At 33.3% G+C, this 20,849-nt stretch carries 17 protein-coding genes; all 17 read right to left on the bottom strand.

Annotation, left to right across the window (positions count from 1 at the left end; genetic code table 11):
* Positions 1–193 precede the first annotated feature (193 nt).
* Complete coding sequence (gene adhE / locus H1220_07700; protein ID QMI85563.1) at positions 194–2,821, bottom strand: bifunctional acetaldehyde-CoA/alcohol dehydrogenase; 2,628 nt, start codon at positions 2,819–2,821, stop codon at positions 194–196.
* Between the two features lie 243 nt (positions 2,822–3,064).
* Positions 3,065–4,459: a cation:dicarboxylase symporter family transporter gene (locus tag H1220_07705; protein ID QMI85564.1), complete on the bottom strand. Its 1,395-nt coding sequence runs from the start codon at positions 4,457–4,459 to the stop codon at positions 3,065–3,067.
* A 56-nt stretch (positions 4,460–4,515) separates the two neighbouring features.
* Positions 4,516–4,902 (bottom strand): MarR family transcriptional regulator, encoded by a 387-nt coding sequence (locus H1220_07710; GenBank protein ID QMI85565.1) that lies wholly within the window; start codon positions 4,900–4,902, stop codon positions 4,516–4,518.
* A 148-nt stretch (positions 4,903–5,050) separates the two neighbouring features.
* Positions 5,051–5,323 (bottom strand): RNA-binding S4 domain-containing protein, encoded by a 273-nt coding sequence (locus H1220_07715; GenBank protein ID QMI85566.1) that lies wholly within the window; start codon positions 5,321–5,323, stop codon positions 5,051–5,053.
* Entirely contained in the window at positions 5,320–6,381 is a 1,062-nt protein-coding gene (locus H1220_07720; protein ID QMI85567.1) for a nucleotide pyrophosphohydrolase, read from the bottom strand. The genes H1220_07715 and H1220_07720 overlap by 4 nt, the downstream gene beginning before the upstream one ends.
* A 132-nt stretch (positions 6,382–6,513) precedes the next feature.
* Entirely contained in the window at positions 6,514–9,969 is a 3,456-nt protein-coding gene (gene mfd, locus H1220_07725; protein QMI85568.1) for a transcription-repair coupling factor, read from the bottom strand.
* 11 nt (positions 9,970–9,980) lie between these two features.
* Positions 9,981–10,544 carry an aminoacyl-tRNA hydrolase gene (locus H1220_07730; GenBank protein QMI85569.1) on the bottom strand — a complete coding sequence of 188 codons (564 nt, stop codon included), beginning with the start codon at positions 10,542–10,544 and terminating at the stop codon, positions 9,981–9,983.
* A 103-nt stretch (positions 10,545–10,647) separates the two neighbouring features.
* Positions 10,648–11,304, bottom strand: a complete 657-nt coding sequence (gene ung, locus H1220_07735; GenBank protein QMI85570.1) for a uracil-DNA glycosylase — start codon at positions 11,302–11,304, stop codon at positions 10,648–10,650.
* A 98-nt stretch (positions 11,305–11,402) separates the two neighbouring features.
* Complete coding sequence (gene rfbB / locus H1220_07740; protein QMI85571.1) at positions 11,403–12,431, bottom strand: dTDP-glucose 4,6-dehydratase; 1,029 nt, start codon at positions 12,429–12,431, stop codon at positions 11,403–11,405.
* Between the two features lie 16 nt (positions 12,432–12,447).
* The gene (gene rfbC / locus H1220_07745) at positions 12,448–13,014 is read right to left on the bottom strand and encodes a dTDP-4-dehydrorhamnose 3,5-epimerase (protein QMI85572.1); all 567 of its coding nucleotides are present in this window, start codon (positions 13,012–13,014) and stop codon (positions 12,448–12,450) included.
* 11 nt (positions 13,015–13,025) lie between these two features.
* Positions 13,026–13,895 carry a glucose-1-phosphate thymidylyltransferase RfbA gene (rfbA, locus tag H1220_07750; GenBank protein QMI85573.1) on the bottom strand — a complete coding sequence of 290 codons (870 nt, stop codon included), beginning with the start codon at positions 13,893–13,895 and terminating at the stop codon, positions 13,026–13,028.
* A 3-nt stretch (positions 13,896–13,898) separates the two neighbouring features.
* Positions 13,899–14,858: a glycosyltransferase gene (locus H1220_07755; GenBank protein QMI85574.1), complete on the bottom strand. Its 960-nt coding sequence runs from the start codon at positions 14,856–14,858 to the stop codon at positions 13,899–13,901.
* Positions 14,855–15,979, bottom strand: coding sequence for a hypothetical protein (locus H1220_07760; GenBank protein ID QMI85575.1), 1,125 nt, complete (start codon positions 15,977–15,979; stop codon positions 14,855–14,857). The genes H1220_07755 and H1220_07760 overlap by 4 nt, the downstream gene beginning before the upstream one ends.
* Positions 15,980–16,489: 510 nt before the next feature.
* Positions 16,490–17,467: a glycosyltransferase family 2 protein gene (locus tag H1220_07765; protein ID QMI86691.1), complete on the bottom strand. Its 978-nt coding sequence runs from the start codon at positions 17,465–17,467 to the stop codon at positions 16,490–16,492.
* A gap of 485 nt (positions 17,468–17,952) precedes the next feature.
* Positions 17,953–19,203 carry an RIP metalloprotease RseP gene (gene rseP / locus H1220_07770; GenBank protein ID QMI85576.1) on the bottom strand — a complete coding sequence of 417 codons (1,251 nt, stop codon included), beginning with the start codon at positions 19,201–19,203 and terminating at the stop codon, positions 17,953–17,955.
* An 18-nt stretch (positions 19,204–19,221) separates the two neighbouring features.
* Positions 19,222–20,019, bottom strand: a complete 798-nt coding sequence (locus tag H1220_07775) for a phosphatidate cytidylyltransferase (protein ID QMI85577.1) — start codon at positions 20,017–20,019, stop codon at positions 19,222–19,224.
* An 11-nt stretch (positions 20,020–20,030) separates the two neighbouring features.
* Positions 20,031–20,786 carry an isoprenyl transferase gene (locus H1220_07780; GenBank protein QMI85578.1) on the bottom strand — a complete coding sequence of 252 codons (756 nt, stop codon included), beginning with the start codon at positions 20,784–20,786 and terminating at the stop codon, positions 20,031–20,033.
* Positions 20,787–20,849: the final 63 nt, after the last annotated feature.

Genomic DNA, 20,849 nt, shown 5'->3' on the forward strand with positions numbered 1-20,849 from the left:
TATATTAACATTATATGTTAAATGTTGTAAAACGTTTATATAACAATCTATCATAAGATATAAGCCTACATCGTGTTAATCGTTTTCCCTACAATCACGTTATATTTGTTCTATTTAAAATAATGTCATAACAGCAATAACTAAAAAAGATAGTGACCTTTTAAACGGGTCACTATCTTTTTCTAGTTTAACACTATTTTATTCTTCCTGGTCTTTCGTCATAACCAAAGTAAGCATCTTCTAAAATTTCTTGCATATCAGATACCATAGCTAAACGTGGGTTTGCAGGTGTACATTGATCTTCATAAGCTAATAGCGCAATTTCTTTGGTATGAGCTTGCCATTCTTTATGGTCAACGCCTTGTCCTTTAAAGCTCATGTTAATACCAATTTTTTCACCTAATTCATAAACGGCTTTTGCATAAGATGCAACACCTTCTTCTGGTGTACTACATGGCAATCCTAACATACGAGCAATGTCTTGATACTTCACATCAGCTTTGTAGTAATTGTATTTTGGCCATGTTGATGTTTTAGCAGGGCGTGTACCATTGTAACGAATAACATACGGTAATAAGATAGCATTTGTACGTCCATGAACAGTATGGAATCGTCCACCAATTTTATGTGCCATAGAATGTGAAATACCTAGGAATGCATTTGCAAACGCCATACCAGCAATCGTTGAAGCGTTATGCATTTTTTCACGTGATTCAAAATCAGCATTTTTCACAGAGCTTTCTAAACTTTCAAAAACAAGTTTAATCGCTTGTAGCGCCAATCCGTCTGTATAGTCATTCGCAACTGTTGATACATAAGCTTCTGTTGCATGTGTTAAAACGTCCATACCTGTATCTGCTGTAACATGTGCTGGCACTGTCATCACTAACGCTGGGTCGACAATTGCAATGGTTGGTGTTAATGAATAATCTGCAATTGGGTATTTACGATTATTTTGCTTGTCAGAAATAACAGCAAATGGTGTCACTTCAGAACCTGTACCAGATGTGGTTGGAATACCTACGTATTTTGCTTTTTTACCTAATTCAGGGAAACGGAATGCACGTTTTCTAATATCCATGAATTTTTGAACTAAATCTCTAAAATCAATGTCTGGTTGTTCATAGAACATCCACATAATTTTTGCTGCATCCATTGGTGAACCACCACCCAAGGCAATAATCGTATCTGGTTGGAATTGTTTCATCAATTCAGCACCTTTTTCAACTGTTGTAATGTCTGGATCTGGTTCAACATCAGCAAAAATTTGATACGTTACTTTATTACGACGCAAGTTTAATTGTTCAATCACTCTATCTAAGAACCCTAATTCTACCATAGCATGATCGGTTACAATCATCACACGTTCAACATCTTTCATTTTTTGTAAATATTGAATTGAATCTCTTTCAAAATAAATTTTAGAAGGTACTTTAAACCATTGCATATTATTACGACGTCTCCCTACTTTTTTAATATTAAGCAAGTTCACAGCACTAACATTGTCCCCCACAGAGTTATGTCCATAAGATCCACATCCTAATGTTAATGATGGTAAAAATGCATTGTAAACATCTCCAATACCTCCAAAAGTCGATGGAGCATTCCAAATGACACGAATTGCTTTGACACGTTTTCCAAAATTTTTCGCTAACGCTTCATCTTTTGTATGAATAGCTGCCGAATGTCCTAACCCATGAAATTCTACCATTTGTTCTGCTTTTGTCAGACCATCTTCTTGATTTTCTGATTTTAAAACAGCTAAAATTGGGGATAATTTTTCACGAGTTAATGGTTCTTTTTCACCAACTTCTAAACATTCTGCCGCAAGAATATTTGTGTTTTCTGGCACTGTAAATCCTGCTTGTTCTGCTATCCAAGTTGCTGGTTTACCAACGATATTTGCATTCAATTTAGCCCCAGCACAATTTTTACTATTTGCTTTTACACCAAAACAAAATTCTTCTAATAATGCTTTTTCTTTCTTATTGACAAAATATGTATGATACGATTTCAATTCGTTTACCATGTCTTGATAAATTTCTTTATCAATTATCACAGCTTGTTCAGAAGCACACACCATTCCATTATCGAATGATTTACTCATTACAATATCATGTGCTGCTTGTTTAACATCTGCTGTTTTTTCGACATAGGCTGGTACATTCCCAGCTCCCACACCTAATGCTGGTTTACCACAAGAGTACGCTGCTTTTACCATGGCATTTCCGCCTGTTGCTAAAATCGTTGAAATACCTTCATGGTTCATCAGTGTGTTTGTTGCTTCAACTGACGGTGATTCAATCCATTGTACACATTCTTTTGGTGCCCCAGCTAAAACGGCTGCTTCTTTCACAATACGCGCTGCATGAGCTGAACTTTGTTGTGCAGAAGGATGAAAAGCAAAAATAATTGGATTTCTTGTTTTTAATGCTATCAATGCTTTAAAAATAGTTGTTGATGTCGGATTTGTTGTAGGTGTAATCCCACAAATAACACCAACTGGATCAGCAATCGCTGTAATCCCTGTCACTTCATCTTCATCAATAATACCAACTGTTTTTAAATGACGCATATTATTCACAACATGCTCACATGCAAATAAATTTTTAGTTGCTTTGTCTTCAAAAACACCTCTACCGGTTTCTTCAACAGCATGCATCGCAAGAATACCATGTTGATCCAATGCCGCAACAGATGCTTTTGCAACAATGTAATCAACTTCTTCTTGGTTTAGCTTTTTAAATTGTTCTAGTGCTTCTAACCCCTTTTTCACAAGTGTATCAATTTCTGAATAAATCGTTGTTTCGTGTTTTTCCATAAACAAAACTCCTTATATTTTTTATTTGTTAATACATTCACATGATACAATGTTTTTCATGAAAAATCAATACTAAATTTCAAAAAAAGTCTATAATAAAAGCTATTATAATTGTATACGCTTCCGTTTTTTATTGTGAATATTTTAACAAAAATAGAGAAAAATACCGATTTTTCCTTTTATATCACGGTATTTATATACTAAAAAGGTAGCGAATAATACTATCATTCGCTACCTAAAATATTATTTATGATATGTTTCTAAATCTATTTTATTTTCCCATTTATCAACAATAACACTACTCAATAATGCACCTGTTACATTAAGCATCGTTCTTCCCATGTCTACAATTGGGTCAATGCCAAAAACTGCTCCGATTTGGTTCATATAACTACCCAAACCTAATCCATTCAACGTTACTGTTGCAGCAACTGTTGCCGTTCCTGGAACACCCGCAATTCCAACAGATCCGATTGTCACAACTAAAATAAGTGTAACAATAAATGATACGTCAAGAGTTTGCCCTGTTGCCTTTGCAAGTAACACACCTAGCATCGCTGGAAATACACCTGCACAGCCATTCATTCCAATCGTTGTTCCTAGTGTTGCAATAAAACGAGCATTTTGTTTAGAAACACCCATTTGCTCTTCTAATGTATTTAGTGTATACGGTAATGTACCAACACTTGAACGAGAAGAAAATGCAAATACCATAGTACTAAATGCTTTTTTATAAAATGTGATAGGATTTAATCCATTTACAGCTAGTATAATAGCGTAAATGCCTAACATGATAAATACAGCGATATATAAACCTACAATAAAACTAAATGTACTTGAAATAACGGATACCCCATTACGAATAATCGTACTAGATACTAATGCAACAATACCATACGGCATCCATTTCAATACTGTTTTTAACATACTGTTCACAATTTCTTTCAATGCCATTAATACTGACACTGCTGGTTGAATAACTTCTGGATTTTTTTGGTTTAAGAAACGAATGGCACCCGCAACTAATGTTCCTACGATAACAACGGATACAATTTGACTATTCGTTGTCATCACACTAAAAATATTATTTGGAATTAAATCTAAGAAAAATTGAGGGAAACTTTGCGATGCAATAGTTTGCATTCTATCTGCTGTTGATTTTGTCAATTCTCCTGCAAAACCAGATGCACTTAATTGTAATAACTCTACCACACCTACTGCAACAAGTGCTGAAATAGCCGTTGTTCCAAGTAGCATCGTGAATGCTTTGATAGATAATGATTTAATATTTTCTCCTTTTACTTGTGTCACAATGTCTACAATAGATAAAAATACAATCGGTACAGCAAGTAATTGAATAAGTTTTAACACACCACTACCTAGCAATGAAAACCATACAGTAATTTCTTTTTGTGCAAACTGTGTATAATGAACACCTTGCGTACTTCCGAATAAATCAATACCCAATCCTAAAACAAGACCTAAAACTAAAGCAATTAACATACGTGTTGAAAAAGAAACTTTTTTCTTTTGTAACACTTTTAAAAAATATAAGCTCCCTAATAATACAAAAATACTTACTAATGTGATACCCTGGCTAATTTTTAAAAAATTAGTAAAAAATGCAATGTTTTCCATATCCATACTCCTTTTTAAATGTATGCTCATACATATACATAAATATAGGCAATCGCCTATTTTGTATCAGAAAATTGTTCCTCTAAAATTGATGTCACCGTTTCTATTGTCTTTATTAGTTTATGTTGTCCTTTTTCTGTTAAACAAATATAAACAGAACGTTTATCTTTTTCACACTCACAACGCTTAATGTACGCACAACATGCACTACTTTCCATTCGTCCAATCATTCTTGACATGGCACTTTGACTTAAGCCTACGAGTTGTTGCAGCTGTTGTAAGATCATTTTATGCTCTTCTTGTTCATTTAAAAAGTATAGTACATAAAATTCTTTCAAAGACAGTTTTTGTTTTTCTGCTAATTCTTTCTCAAGAATTGCTTCCACTTCTTTTTGTTTTTTTGTAAATGCAAACCATTGGAGTAAACAGTCATCTTTTTCCATAAATACCACCTCATTATACAAACAATTATCTAAATGTATGCTCATGCATTTAAATTAACATAAAAAAAGAAAGCTGTCAACCTCAAACAGCTCTCTTTGAATCTATTTCTAGTTATAGAATCGTATCCGCATTTTTCAAAGAAATCTTTTAAAATAAGGGTTCTTTTTCTTTATAGACTTCTTGAATAACTGTATACATATCTGTCGCTTCGTCTTTTTTTGTTGTTTCAACGATTTTATCAATACGTACCGTCAATGTTTTTGTTCCAAATTCCAATACTAATTCATCGCCTACTTTTACTGTACTACTAGATTTTGCAACATTACCATTTAAAAAAATACGTCCCTTATCCGCTACTTCTTTAGCAACAGTTCGTCTTTTAATAATACGGGATACTTTTAAAAATTTGTCTAATCTCATTTATTTTCATCCTTTTCTTTTTGTTTTATTTTTTGCCATAAAGCATCTAATTCTTCTACACTCTCTACCTTTACACCGTCAAAAACATGAGGATGACGTCGTCTAATTTTACGATTTAATGTATCCAATACATCTTCTAAATTAAAGAAACCATCGTATTCAGCAACACTTGTTTGAAACAATACTTGCCATAACACATCACCTAATTCTTCAATAAGATTATCAATATCATCTTGTTCGACTGCCATTATAACTTCATTCACTTCTTCTTGCAAATACGGTAATAATGTTTCATGCGTTTGTTCTTTTAACCAAATATCATGTTTAGCAATATCATCCATATATGCTTGTAATGTTTGGAATGATTTGGTTGCTGCATCTCTTTCTAATGCAGGAACAAATAATGTCGTTAAATTGTAGACACCTTTTAATCTATCTATTTCGTACAAAGGAAGCCACTCTACTTTTTCCGTTGACGTTCCTGCTCCATGAACCAATGCCACTTGGTAATCATCAGGATATCTTTCCATTAAGGCTAGTTTTACATCACTTGCGACATATTCATTAAATACTTGCATAATCATAATGGATTGTGTCAATACTAAATCATCCACTTTAAATCCAAGTGCATCGACTAATTGAAAACCATCAATCATATCTACTTGAACAGCTTGAAGTAAGTCATCAATAAAACTTTTGCCACCTAATATTGTGACTTCAATTTCTTTATCTTGTAACAATGTCTGTACAACTTTCTCTGCCACCATAGGATGCCCCGGAACAGCATATAAAATATGTTCGTTCTCTTTTGCCAGTTGTTTTAAAGTCATCACAATTTTTTCGTATGTTTCTTCAAAAGTATCTGTATGTTCATATATATCATCAAAACTTTCATATAAAAGCCCTTGTTGTTCTAAAGTGTTAATCACTGGATGCTCTTTTGTTCGCAAATAAACGATCTGTTTGTCATCAATCGCTTTTTGAATGACCTTATAAACACCTACGGTCATTTGTTCCAAATCGCCTCCACCTAGACCTATAATATCTATTTTCAACATAAAACACTCCTTATCACATTATCTTCACTATTATAGCATATTTTACACCATAAAAAGACAGTGAATGACTAATGCCATTCACTACCAAAACAATATTGATTTCTCTTTATCAGCACAATAAGATGTAGAACTTTAGATTTCTAAATATTTTTGTAATATTTCTAACCATAAATATATTTCTAAGCCTGTAATATCAAAAACAACGGATAATTGTTGATTATCTTGATTGATTTGGGCTTTTAGGGTCACTTTTCCTAGTTGTTCAAATAATGTTGGTGCACTTAACATTCTTGATTTTTCTTTAGAATATGTCACAAACACTTTATTCCCAACACGTTTGATTTTATCCACATCTTGTTTTTCAGCATAATATTTCAATAATCCAATATTTACCAAATCAGAAACTTCTTGAGGATAATCACCAAAACGATCAATCAAATCATCTTGGATTTGACGATAATCCTCTAGACTGTCAATTGTACGAATACGTTTATATAAATCAATTTTTTGTCGTTCGTCTTCAACATAATTGGTTGGAATATATGCTGTTATTCCTAAATCAATCTCAACATTCTTCACAACTTTTGCTTTTCCAGTACGTTTGACTTCAACAGCTTCTTTTAACATTTCTGTAAATAAGTCAAACCCTACAGAATCAATAAAGCCACTTTGTTGTTGCCCTAATAAATTCCCTGCTCCACGAATGGACAAATCTCGCATGGCAATTTTAAATCCTGCACCTAGTTGCGTAAATTCTTTAATAGCTTCTAAACGTTTTTCACTTGTTTCTGTTAACATTTTGTGTGGCTGATACATAAAGTATGCATAAGCAATGCGATTGGTACGTCCTACACGCCCACGTAATTGATAGAGTTGCGACAATCCCATTCTATCAGCATCCTCTATAAAGAGCGTATTTACATTAGGTAAATCAACACCCGTTTCAATAATTGTTGTTGTGACTAATACATCATATTCTCCTTGCATAAACGATAATAATGTGTTTTCTAAATCCACTTCACTTAATTGACCGTGTGCAATCGCAATACGTGCATCTGGTACGAGCATACGAATGTGCTCTGCTTTTTCTTGAATAGACTCTACTCGATTATACAAATAAAACACTTGCCCATTACGTGCCAATTCACGTTCTATAGCATCTCTAACAAGAGCATCATCTTGTTCCATGACATACGTTTGAACGGGATAACGATTTGCCGGTGGTGTTTCAATAACCGACAAATCACGCACACCTAACATAGACATGTGTAATGTTCTAGGAATTGGTGTAGCTGTTAAGGTCAGTACATCTACTTGTGATTTTAATTGTTTTAATCTTTCTTTATGTCGAACACCAAAACGTTGTTCTTCATCAATCACCAATAAGCCCAAGTCAGAAAAATCAACATCTTTAGAAACAAGTCGATGCGTTCCAACAACAATATCAACCGTCCCTTTTTTTATACCCGAAACAGTTTCTTCCTGTTGCATTTTCGTTCTAAAGCGACTTAACAAACCAATGGTAATAGGATAATCTTCAAAACGTTGTACAAGCGTCATATAATGTTGCTGTGCTAAAACGGTAGTTGGTACCAAAAAAGCAACTTGCTTGCCGTCTTGAACAGCTTTAAAAATAGCACGCATCGCAACTTCTGTTTTCCCATAACCAACATCTCCAACCAATAAACGATCCATTGGTTTCGCCTTCTCCATATCGTGTTTAATTTCTTTAACACTACGCAACTGATCGGGTGTTTCCGCATAAGGAAAGGCCTCTTCAAAGTCGTGCTGTTCTTTAGAATCTTTACTAAATGCAAAACCGACTTCACTTTCACGTTTTGCATATAACTCAATCAATTCATCTGCAATATCTTCTATTTTTCGAGCTACTTTTTTCTTTGTTTTCGCCCATTCTGTTCCACCTAATTTATTCACTTTAGGATCTTTACCGTCAGATGCAACATATTTTTGCACAAGATGAATTTGAGTAACCGGAATGAACAATTTGGCATCATCTTGATAAATAATTGACATGTAGTCTTGTTTAACGCCGCCAATATCCAAGGTTTCCATTCCTTGATACTTTCCGACACCGTGACTGACATGCACAACAAAATCACCCGCTGTTAATTCTGAATAACTTTTTAATCTTTCGGCATTCGTTAAGTTTTGACGTTTAGCAATCGTCTTTGTTACTTTATTGAATAATTCACGTTCATTTAAAAAGACGATTTTTTCAATGGGTAATTCAAAACCACTATGAATAGATCCCACAACGATATTGATTGCACTTAATTGAAGATCGGATAATGTTGTCACAACATTTTGAATATCAAAATCAGAAAATGTTTGACTCACTTTTTCAGCACGTTTCATATCCGATACACACACGACAACAGTCATCTGTTGTTTAGTAAATCGTTCCATTTCATTTTTAATCAACGGCATTTGACTAAAAAATTGTGGCATACTTCGATATTGGAATGAATAAATTTCAGAAAATGCAATACGACCTAATCCTTTTTGCAAATTAGAAAAATATAACTTTTTATGCGTATCTTTTTTGATAATTTCTTTAAAATCTAATTTCAACTCTTGCGTAGGCAGTAACACGGCTTGTTCTACTTTGTGCAACAACCAATCTTGTTCTTCTGATAAACTCGTTTTTTCTTGCTCGATTAGTCGAGCGTACTCATCTAAAACAACCAAGCCTTTTTCATCTAAATAATCTAAAATACTAATATTTGGATAGATTAAGTCCATGTACAGCGCAGGATGCTCCGGTAGTTCATGATGCTCTATCCTTTGAACCAACCCGTCAAAAAACACATGTATACTATCAGCAAGTGTTTCATCTGTTATTTTTTTAATTGCTTTTTGTTTACTTTTTCCAATCGTTGAAACTGCATTTTCTAACACTTCTTCATCAAATAAAATATCTGACGCAGGTAAAATTGTGACATTGTCCAACACCTCGATAGATTTTTGTGTTTCCGCATCAAATTGTCGAATAGAATCAATTTCCGTATCAAAAAACTCAAGTCGTAATGGTTGGTCATGTGTTAAAGGGAAAATATCTAGTATACCTCCACGTACACTAAATTGACCCGGAGATTCTACTAATTTTTCACGTATATATCCCATTGTATGCAATATTTTAATAATCGCATCAAGATGCCACTCTTCTCCAACAGAAATAGATAGCACACTTTCTTTAAATAAAGTTTTAGGCGATAAACGATGTCTTAATGCAGATAATGGTAATACGACAACACCACTTTTTTGTTTTGTTAAAAAGTCTAAAACTTCTACTCTTTGTGACACTAAATCTTTTGAAGCAGTTGCATATTCAGCGGCAATGGTTTCCTCAACTGGAAATAAATACACTGATTCATTGGGCAATAATGTTAATAAATCTTGATATACATACGTTGCTTGTAATAAATTATATGTAACATATAAAATAGGCACATTGTGTCGTTCCTTAATTTTAGAAATCACATAACTTTTAGCAGCACCAGATAATCCCAATACTAATTGATTATCCAATAATTCTGTTTGATTGACTAATTTCTCTAATAACTCCATCTTTTACTCCACTAATTAAAATCATTCATCGTCAACACAAAAGATTTTTTCTCTATCCAATGTCGCATAGCTTGAATGGTCTTGTCGATTGAGGTTTCAACCTCTGTTTGATAAATGCCTAAAAACTTAGACAATACATGTTGCGTAACCGTTTCAAAAGATAAAGGTCTTCCTATACCTACTTTAACACGGTTAAATTCTTGTGTTTGTAAACTGCTTATTAAACTTTTAATGCCATTGTGTCCACCAGCACTACCTTTTTGTCTTAATCGAATTTTTCCGATAGGTAAATCCATATCATCATAAATGACCACAATATCTTCCACATCAAGCTGAAAATAATCCATTAAAGGTTTCACAGCTTGACCAGATAAATTCATATATGTCTGTGGCTTAACCAGAATGACTTTTTCACCATTGATAAACAACTCTGTAAATAGCGCTTTATGTTTTGTTTTATGAAATGTCACTCGTTCTGTTTCTGCCCATTTATCTAAGACCATAAAACCGATATTATGCTTCGTACCTTCATATTCTCTTCCAGGATTTCCCAATCCAATAATCATTTTTGTCATCTTCAACCTCTATACATACACATAGACGCATAAAAAGATACACATGTATCTTTTTATGCGTGTTTATTTATTCTTCTTTAGGAAATATTATCATACTATGTTTTTACGACAATGTCCAGTCAATCGGCTCTATATGTAAAGCACGTAAATATTCATTGATTCGGCTAAATGGTCGGCTCCCAAAAAAGCCTCTATAGGCTGATAACGGACTAGGATGTGGTGCTGTTAGTATGATATGTTGCGGATTTGTAATGAGCGTTTGTTTAGATTGAGCAGGGCGTCCCCACAACACAAAAACGACTGGTTTTTGACGATCATTTAATACAGAAATTACTTTATCCGTAAATATTTCCCATCCTTTGTCTTTATGGCTGTGCGCTTGCCCTTTTTCGACAGTCAATACGGTATTTAACAACAAAACACCTTGCTGTGCCCATTTTGTTAAATTTCCTTGAGTAGGCATTAAACAACCAATATCGTCTACTAATTCTTTAAAAATATTTTGTAGCGACGGAGGAAAGTCGATATTTTCTTGAACGGAAAAACTTAATCCGTGCGCTTGATGTTCTCCATGATATGGATCTTGTCCTAAAATAACAACTTTCACATTATCATATTCAGTTAATTTTAACGCATGAAACATATTTTCTTTGGTCGGAAAAACCGTTGCTACTCTCCGTCTTTCTGAAACGTATGTCATTACTTGTTTAAAATACTCTTTTTCTTTTTCTTGCGCCAAAACATCATGCCAAGTCGTCATACACCCACTCCTTTTCTCTCATTACAGTAACAAAACAACCGTATATAGTCTTTTATTCGATAAAAATTGTGTTGAAAAATCTTCCAACACAATTTTACTTATTGCCCATTTTTCGCGTAATTTGTTTCGACACTTTCTTTATCAGCTTTCCACCAATCTTTATTTTCTTGATACCATTGAATCGTATCTGCTAATCCAGAGCGAAAATCTGTATATTGAGGTACCCAGCCTAATTCTTCACGTAATTTTGTAGCATCAATCGCATAGCGTAAATCATGGCCCGCACGATCATTTACATGTTCATAAGCATCTTTAGGTTGTCCCATTAACTCCAAAATCAATTCAACGACTGTTTTATTATCTTGTTCACCGTCTGCACCGATTAAATAGGTTTCTCCAAGACGACCTTTTGTTAAAATAGTCCACACGGCACTAGAGTGGTCATTGGTATGTATCCAATCACGTACATTTTTTCCTTCTCCATATAATTTAGGTTTAATACCACTTAATATATTGGTAATTTGACGTGGAATAAATTTTTCAATATGTTGATACGGTCCATAGTTATTTGAACAATTTGAAATAGTTGCTTTTAGCCCAAATGAGCGTACCCATGCTCTAACTAATAAGTCGGAACCTGCTTTTGTTGATGAATACGGACTAGACGGATTATAAGGTGTTTCAGATGTAAATTTTTCTCCAACACCGTCCCCATGTCCAGGTAAATCTTCACGTAAAGGCAAATCTCCATAAACTTCATCGGTAGAAACATGATGATAACGTACATCATATTTGCGACACGCTTCAATCAATGTATATGTTCCAATAATATTTGTTTGTACAAACGGAAATGGATCTTTCAAGGAATTGTCATTATGTGATTCTGCTGCATAATGTACGACAGCATCTACTTTTTGTACTAATGCATCCACAAGCGTTGCATCTGCAACATCTCCTACGATAAGTGTTACTCTATCTTCAGGTAATCCTTTTAAGTTTTCACGATTTCCGGCATAAGTCAATTTATCCAATACAGTTACATGAATATCTGGATGATTGTTTACAACATAATGCACGAAATTTGATCCTATAAATCCGGCACCACCTGTCACAATAATATGCTTCATCTTATTCTCCTTATATTTATCCATATACAAATGGATTTTCTGTTTCAAATTCTTTTAAAGTTGGGTGCTTTTTATCTTTTTCAGATAAAATAGCTTTTTCAATATTTACTGGCCAATCAATCGCTAAATCAGGATCATCAAACGCAATACCTGCATCAGCTTGTGCATCATAATAATTATCGCATTTATACAAGAAATTTACATTTGGTGTTAATGTGACAAAACCATGTGCAAATCCTCTTGGCACGTATAATTGACGATGATTATGTTCGGACAAAATATATCCTTCCCACTGCCCATAAGTAGGACTTCCTTTCCGAATATCAACAATAACATCTAATACAGCTCCTGTTACCACACGAACTAATTTTGCTTGAGCTGCCTCTCCTTTTTGAAAATGCAATCCTCTTAAAACACCTGCTTGTGCGGATAAAGAATGATTGTCTTGCACAAAATCCGTATTGATACCCGCTGCTTTAAAATCTTTTTCTGAAAAACTTTCTGTAAAAAATCCACGATGATCTCCAAAAACAGCTGGCTCAATAATTTTGACATCTTGTAATTTTGTTGTCGTTACTTTCATGATTTGTCCTCTTATTCATGCTCTACTAAACGTAGTAAATACTTTCCATACTCATTTTTTTTCAATGGTTCAGCCAATGCTAAAACTTGTTCTTTCGTAATATAACCCATACGGTAAGCAATTTCTTCTAAACATGCCACTTTTAAATTTTGACGTTTTTCAATCGTTTCAATAAACGTAGATGCTTCAAGTAATGATTCATGCGTTCCTGTATCTAACCACGCAAATCCACGCCCCATAATTTCAACAGATAATTGCCCTTTTTCTAAATAAGCTTTATTAACATCTGTAATTTCTAATTCGTCACGAGAAGATGGTTTGATGTTTTTAGCAATATCAACAACTTGATTGTCATAGAAATATAAGCCTGTTACTGCATAATTACTTTTTGGTTTTTCTGGTTTTTCTTCAATAGACACAGCTGTCATATTTTCATCAAATTCCACAACACCAAAACGTTCCGGATCATTTACATGGTAGCCAAAAACAGTTGCACCCTCTTTTTTAGAAGCTGCACGTTGAACCATTTTAGATAGCCCACCACCATAATAAATATTATCTCCTAAAATTAAACAAACAGAGTCATCACCAATAAAGTCCTCTCCCAAAATAAACGCTTGTGCTAAACCATCTGGACTTTCTTGTACTTTATATGAAATATCTAACCCAAGTTCGTGTCCATTTCCAAAAAGTTGTTCAAAACGTGGTGTATCTGTTGGTGTGGAAATAATTAAAATTTCACGAATACCCGCCAACATTAAAACAGATAGTGGGTAATAAATCATTGGTTTGTCATAAATAGGCATTAACTGTTTAGAAACAGCTCTTGTAATTGGATACAAACGTGTGCCACTACCTCCTGCTAAAATAATTCCTTTCATTTATTAACCTCCTGATTTTATACGTCGTATCATTTTATTACCAAGATATTTCGGTAATATCGTTAACGCTATTTCAAATAATACTAACGTTTTATCTTCTTTTAAATACTTTGTTAAAGACCAAATATCTTTGAATTTTCTCGTTTGAAATGCTTGTATTCGTTGACCGACAAACGATAATTCTTTATCAATCTCTTTTTGATACGTCTTACCAAATCGCAATGCTAAAGCGCGAAACTTATCTTGTTCGGGGACTAACTTTAAAGGAATATAATCATCAACAGTATCAATCCCTTTTAGAATAGCTTTACCAATTTGATTATGCTGATGTAAACGATAATCAATTAAAAGTTCTTTTATAAAAGCTATACGCCCCATGCTTGCAGCGACTAAAGCTAACCAATGATCATGCACATACTCTTCATAAAACGGCATCGCTTTTTTAGCAATCTCTGTTAACATTAGCATGGAACAGCCAGGCATACAATTTCTTCGAATAAAAAACGAGAACGTGTTATCTCCATATACATGGTAAATACGTTTATTCACAGTAGCAAAACTCGACGACACAAATTGTCCATTTTCATCAATAATCGCTAAGTCAGAGTAAACAAGTAATGCTTTTTCTTGTTCAAGTTTGTATACTAATTTTTCTATTTTTTGATGATGCCATCTATCATCTTGATCACAGTAAGCAATATACTCTTGTTGACAGTCACTTGTCAATAACTCAAAAGTCTTTGTACTTCCCATATTGACGTCATTTTGCACAATCGTAAATGGTCTTGTGAAAATAGTTGTCGCTAATGTGGCGATTTGTTTAAAATAATCATCATCTGCACTATCATCTCTAATATAAATGTGATAATTAGGATACGTCTGTTCTTCAAGACTTTTGAACTGTTCCTCTAAATAAGTCATATTTGGCTTATATGTCGCTACGACAATACCTACTGATTTCATCTATCGTTCTCCTTTGTGAACACATCGCCCAACAACTCATCTAATCGCTGATTATATTCACGCTGATTAAAATAATGCATAAACACATCTTTAGCTCGGTATTTCATTTGTAATATATCATCTGATGTTAAAGATTGAATATTATCAATGTTCTCTTTTTTTATGTTTTTTCCAATACTGTACTCAAACACTAAACGCTCGGTATCTCCAGATACAGTATTCAACAATGGCAATCCACCATTTAAATAATCCAATGTTTTTAATGTCAATCCGATAAAAACAGTGGGTTTTAATATATTGATACCAAAGGCACATTGATTAAAAATATCCTGTTTTTTCTTTGCATCATACACATTCCCATAGTCATAAATATGTTGACAAAATACCGATAACCTTTCAATAAATTGTTCTTTTTTCTCTCCATTACCAATCACATGAAGTGTGATTGGTTTATACTCACTCAATACTTTTATCATCTCTTCGATTTTATCAATATCAATAATATTATTGATAGAACCTAGATAACATAAAGGCAGTACATCTTCCTCTGGTGTATACGCAATATCCTCATCACAATTTTCTTTACAAGGATATAATGTTTGAACATTTAATGTTGGCTGTATTTCTTTTAATCTCTCTTTAAATAAATCACACTCACTAAAAACATAATCTGCTTTGCTTAAAGCTTTTGTCCGTAATGTTTGCCAACAATAAAAAGGAAGAGAAAGTAGCGTTTTTGAAGAACCTGACGGAAACGTTTCCGGCCACATATCAAACACATCAAAAATAACACGAACACTCGGATATTTTTTCTTGTATTTCGCAATAAAATGTGCCACAAAATTTGGAGGTACCATAGCATATATAACATCTGGTTGAATCATTTCTAATTGTTGATAGACTTTTTTAGCAAAAGCATAGTGCGAATGGATACGTTCAAACGAAATATTTTTTTTATATTGTATCAAAGGAATCTGCACTATATTAGAAATTGCCAACGTATATTTTTGGCGATTCATCGTATCATAATCTCCTGTCACATACGTGACATCATATCCCTTTTGTTCTAAATATGTTTGAATGTATTGAATCCGTAATCCATAATAATTAAAATTACTCACACAAACGGCTCTCATATCGTCACTTTTCCTTTATTTATATTATAAAATATTATAACATTGATCGTAATGATGTCAAAGTAAGGTTATAAAACAATGAAAATAATATTCAAATACTAATAAACAAAGAAACAAAAAAAGCTGTGACAGCAACCAAAATGATACTGTTCTATGTCAAATAGTGTTAGTAATCAAAATAAAGCAACCTGATCAGCTAATAGTGCAGATGTTTCTTTTCTATCAGTTTCCTTGTTTTTAAATAAACGATTTACAATTAGTATTCTTATACTTAAATTATAAAACCTCATTAAAATATCCGGATATCACTTGATTTATATGGATATAACAAAATTTGCAAATAAGATAAATTAATCTCATCATGAATTAATAGTTCTTCGTTAAATTGCATTATTTAGTTCTATTTAAACAGAACCTTTATCCTATAAAACAAACGGCGTCAATCATCCATTTAGTCACAAAAATACTATACCATCGATTTTTAAAACATTCTTGTTATTTTTCACATGACTCTTTTCTCATGCCTTTTGTTTTTCTATCAATCATATATCGAGGTCTTGCCTTCGTTTCTAAATAAATTTTCCCAATATATTCTCCAATAATACCAATGGAAATCAATTGGATACCGCCTAAAAAACTCATAATGGATATCATACTTGTCCATCCTACTAGAGTATAACCAAAAAAATAACTCACAATACTCCAAATCAAAAAGATGAAACTTATTATAGACGTTAACACACCTAAAACTGTAATAACACGAATTGGACGAACACTTAAACTTGTAATACCGTCAAAAGCTAATCCTAGCATCTTGCTTAAAGGATAATGACTTTCTCCAGCCATTCTTTCTTTACGGCTGTATTCAACAACCGCATGATTAAAACCAATTAAAGGAACTAATCCTCGTAAATAAATATTAACTTCCTTAAATTCAGAAAGAGCAAGTATCGCTTTTTTTGACATTAAACGATAATCCGCATGATTATATATAACTTCACCACCCATTTTGGATAAAAGTTTATAAAATTTTTCCGCTGTAAATCGTTTGAAGAACGTATCTGTTGATCGATCCTTACGAACACCATAAACAATTTCGGCTCCATTTTTATATGCTTGAACCATATCTGTCATACAACAAATATCATCTTGTCCGTCACAGTCAATCGTAATTACAATATCGGCAAAGTCAGCAGCCTCAATCATACCTGCCAAAACGGTAGACTGATGTCCCCTATTTCTATTTTGAGAAATCCCTTCTACCCATTCTTCCTGTGAGTACCGTCTTATTAAGTCCCATGTTTTATCTTTACTTCCATCATCAACAAACAAAATACGACTTAAAGGACTAACATATCCATTATCCATTAAATAGTGTAATTGCTGACTAAAAAGCGGAAATGTATGAGGTAAGACAGCTTCTTCGTTATAACAAGGAATAACAATATATAATATTGGATTTTCCACTACTATCCTTTATTTTTATTATCTTCCAATACTAGAAAACAAAAAACGACCAAAATTTTTTAATAACAATATTGATAGTACTATTCAAATAATAGATTTTTTCTATTTAGACGAAAATCATTATATCATATTCAGCTTAAAAATTTAACCAAAAGTAATTATGGTTGTATAATTTTTAGGGTTAATGGCATAAGCCAGCAACCCTAATTTCATGTAGACAAAAAGGCAATTTTCTCTTAAATTAAAAGTACCACCAAATAATAAGGAGAAATTGCCTATGTCTAATATAACAGAAATCTTACTACAATTAAAGGATAAAAACATCACATTTGATCATAAGTAAATTATATAATTAAGTTAGTGTATAGTTGCCAAATATTTATAATATACTATCTTATAAAATATTTTAAAAAGTTTAACAACTATTTAACACAACTTATGATAGAACTCTTATGATTCAATAAATCTACTACTTACAATAACACTCACAATTATTTAAAAAACCAACGCTGTATATCATTAAACGTTACGGCAACCATGAGTAATACTAATAATCCTGCAAATACCAATGTAATCATGGTTTCTTTTTCTTTACTAATTGGTTTCCCACGCAATAATTCTAGTATATTCAATACGATTTTCCCACCGTCTAATGCTGGAATTGGCAATAAGTTCATCACACCTAAATTCACACTAATCGCAGCCATAAACATTAAAACAGACATTATACCACCTTGAGTGGCTTGCCCACTTGCTTGAGCAATTGCTACTGGTCCTCCAAATTGTTGAATATCAAATCCTGTTTTGAAAAATCCAGCTAGAGTTGACCAAATACCTGTAGCAATTTCCCATGTTCTTGTGAAACCATACGCCAAAATTGACGTTACAGAAGCATCTTTTTCTTGTTGGAATGTAACACCAATGACATTATTTTGAAACGGTACAGTGTATGTCACCATCTCATGATTTTCTTTTTCCACTATCAATTCAACTTGTGTTTGTGTTTTTTTCGCTTCAGATAGTCTTTGGTATAATTCTGCCCCATTTTTCGTTTCTTGATGATCTACCTGTGTGATACTGTCCCCTGTACGAATACCGGCTTGATACGCAGGTGTGTTTTCCATAACATTTACTTTATTCAATAAATGAGGAATACCACCATTCATAAATCCAACTAAAATAAATAGTAAAATACCTAATATAAAATTGTTTAATGGTCCACCAAAATTAACAAGAATACGGCGAAAAATACTTGCTTGTTCAAACTGTTTTTCTAGTGGTGCTACTTGTATTTCAGTTCCGTTTTCTTCGATATACGTTGCCTCTTTTGAAACAGAAAAAGTACTATCTGTATCTTGCCCTGCTAGACGACCTATTAAAAGCATTTCTTTTTCTAAATCGGCTTGACGCACTTCAAAAGGTACTGCTTTATCCAATCTTGTTTTAGCGCATGTATTAATGCATGTCACTATATTGTCTTGATTGAGTACAATACTAATCAACTGTCCTGCTTTTAAGGGTTCAACATCATCACCATATCCTGCTAAACGAACATATCCCCCAACAGGCAATGCGCGAATAGTATATGTTGTCCCATTTTTCTTTGTGGCAAAAATTTTAGGTCCCATACCAATCGCAAATTCTCGAACAAGAATACCTGAACGTTTTGCAAAATAAAAATGACCAAATTCATGAATGGTGACTATCACCCCAAAAACAAGTAAAAATACAATAATTTGCATGAAAAACCTCCTTTTATCTTATATTAAGCAAATTAAAATAATGTGACACGCTACCACCCCAAAAAGTGTGCTATCAAATCTATCTAACACACCACCATGACCGGGTAGTATATTTCCTGAATCTTTAACATGGTAAAATCGTTTTAAAGCAGACTCAACTAAATCTCCCATTTGTCCTGCTAACGAAACACCAAATGCCAATAAAATCGTCCCTAGAAAATCTAGTGAAAGTGTCGCAAATGGTTGATGTATCGCAACAAAAATGAGTGCATATAAAACAGCAAGTGCCGTTCCACCAACAGATCCTTCAATCGATTTATTAGGACTAATATGTGGGGCTAAACGGTGTTTCCCAAAACGTCTTCCTACAAAGTACGCACCTGAATCAGTTATCCAGCCAATAGAAAAAATGAACAAAATCGCAACAAATCCATACTCTCTAAGAATAAGTACATGGTGTGCACCTAATCCAATATATAAAGCTGCGAGCGAAACTATACCTACTTTTTCAAATGAAAATTCATTTTTAGAAAAAACGGTTAAAACGAGTAACGCAAAGGAGCATAGACATAGCCAAAGTAAAGGTGTCATACGGAAATAATTGTAGTAAGTAATTGGAATGGTTAAGCCAATCGTTGCCAACAATCCAATAATCACTTCCGGAGAAGGTATTTTTATTTTTGCCATATGCATAATTTCCATAAAACAAATAGTAGCTAGTCCTACAATAGAAAGCTGGAACGTTAATCCTCCAAAATATAATAATGGCAGACCTATCGCCAAAATGACAAGCGCTGTTATAATTCTTAACTTCAAGACATTTCCTCCTACAATCCTCCAAAACGTCGATGCCGTTTTTGATATATTGCGAACGCTTTTTCTAATTCTTGTTCTTTAAAATCAGGCCAAAATACATCTGTAAAATAAAATTCACTATAAGCGATTTGCCATAACATAAAATTACTAATGCGCTCTTCGCCACTGGTACGAATTAACAAATCCGGCTCTGCATACTCGCCTAATTGTTTGGACCATAAATAATCTGACACAATCTCTTCGTTAATTTCTTCTACTTTATCATGATATTCAATACTTATTTTTTTTATCGCAGCAATTATTTCCGCACGGGACCCATAATTTAATGCAAAATTTAAAATCATACCGTCATTCTGCTTTGTCTGCTCCACAGCATCCAAAACAGCTTTTTGCGTCTTTTCGGGTAATTGCTCAATAAATCCCGTTGTCATTACTCGAATATTATTTTCATTTAATTGTGGAATAAATGTACTAAAAAAATCAATCGGTAATTTCATTAAAAAAGATACCTCATCGTGAGGTCTTTTCCAATTTTCTGTTGAAAAAGCATATAAAGACAATACTTTAACACCTAATTTTTTCGCATGCAATGCAATCGTTTTAACTGTTTGCATACCTTCTTTATGCCCAGCTACACGAGGTAACATACGTTGTTGTGCCCAACGACCATTTCCATCCATAATAATGGCCACATGATTAGGAACACCTTGCTTTTCATCAAACGATATTTTTTCTTCATTATTTTGTTTCTTTTTGAAAAAAAACATATCCTCACCTATTTTCTCAAGATTTCACTACTTTTCTTATTGTAACATAAAACAAAAATAATC

The organism is Carnobacteriaceae bacterium zg-84 (genome assembly GCA_013874835.1).
Lineage (GTDB): Bacteria > Bacillota > Bacilli > Lactobacillales > Aerococcaceae > WM01.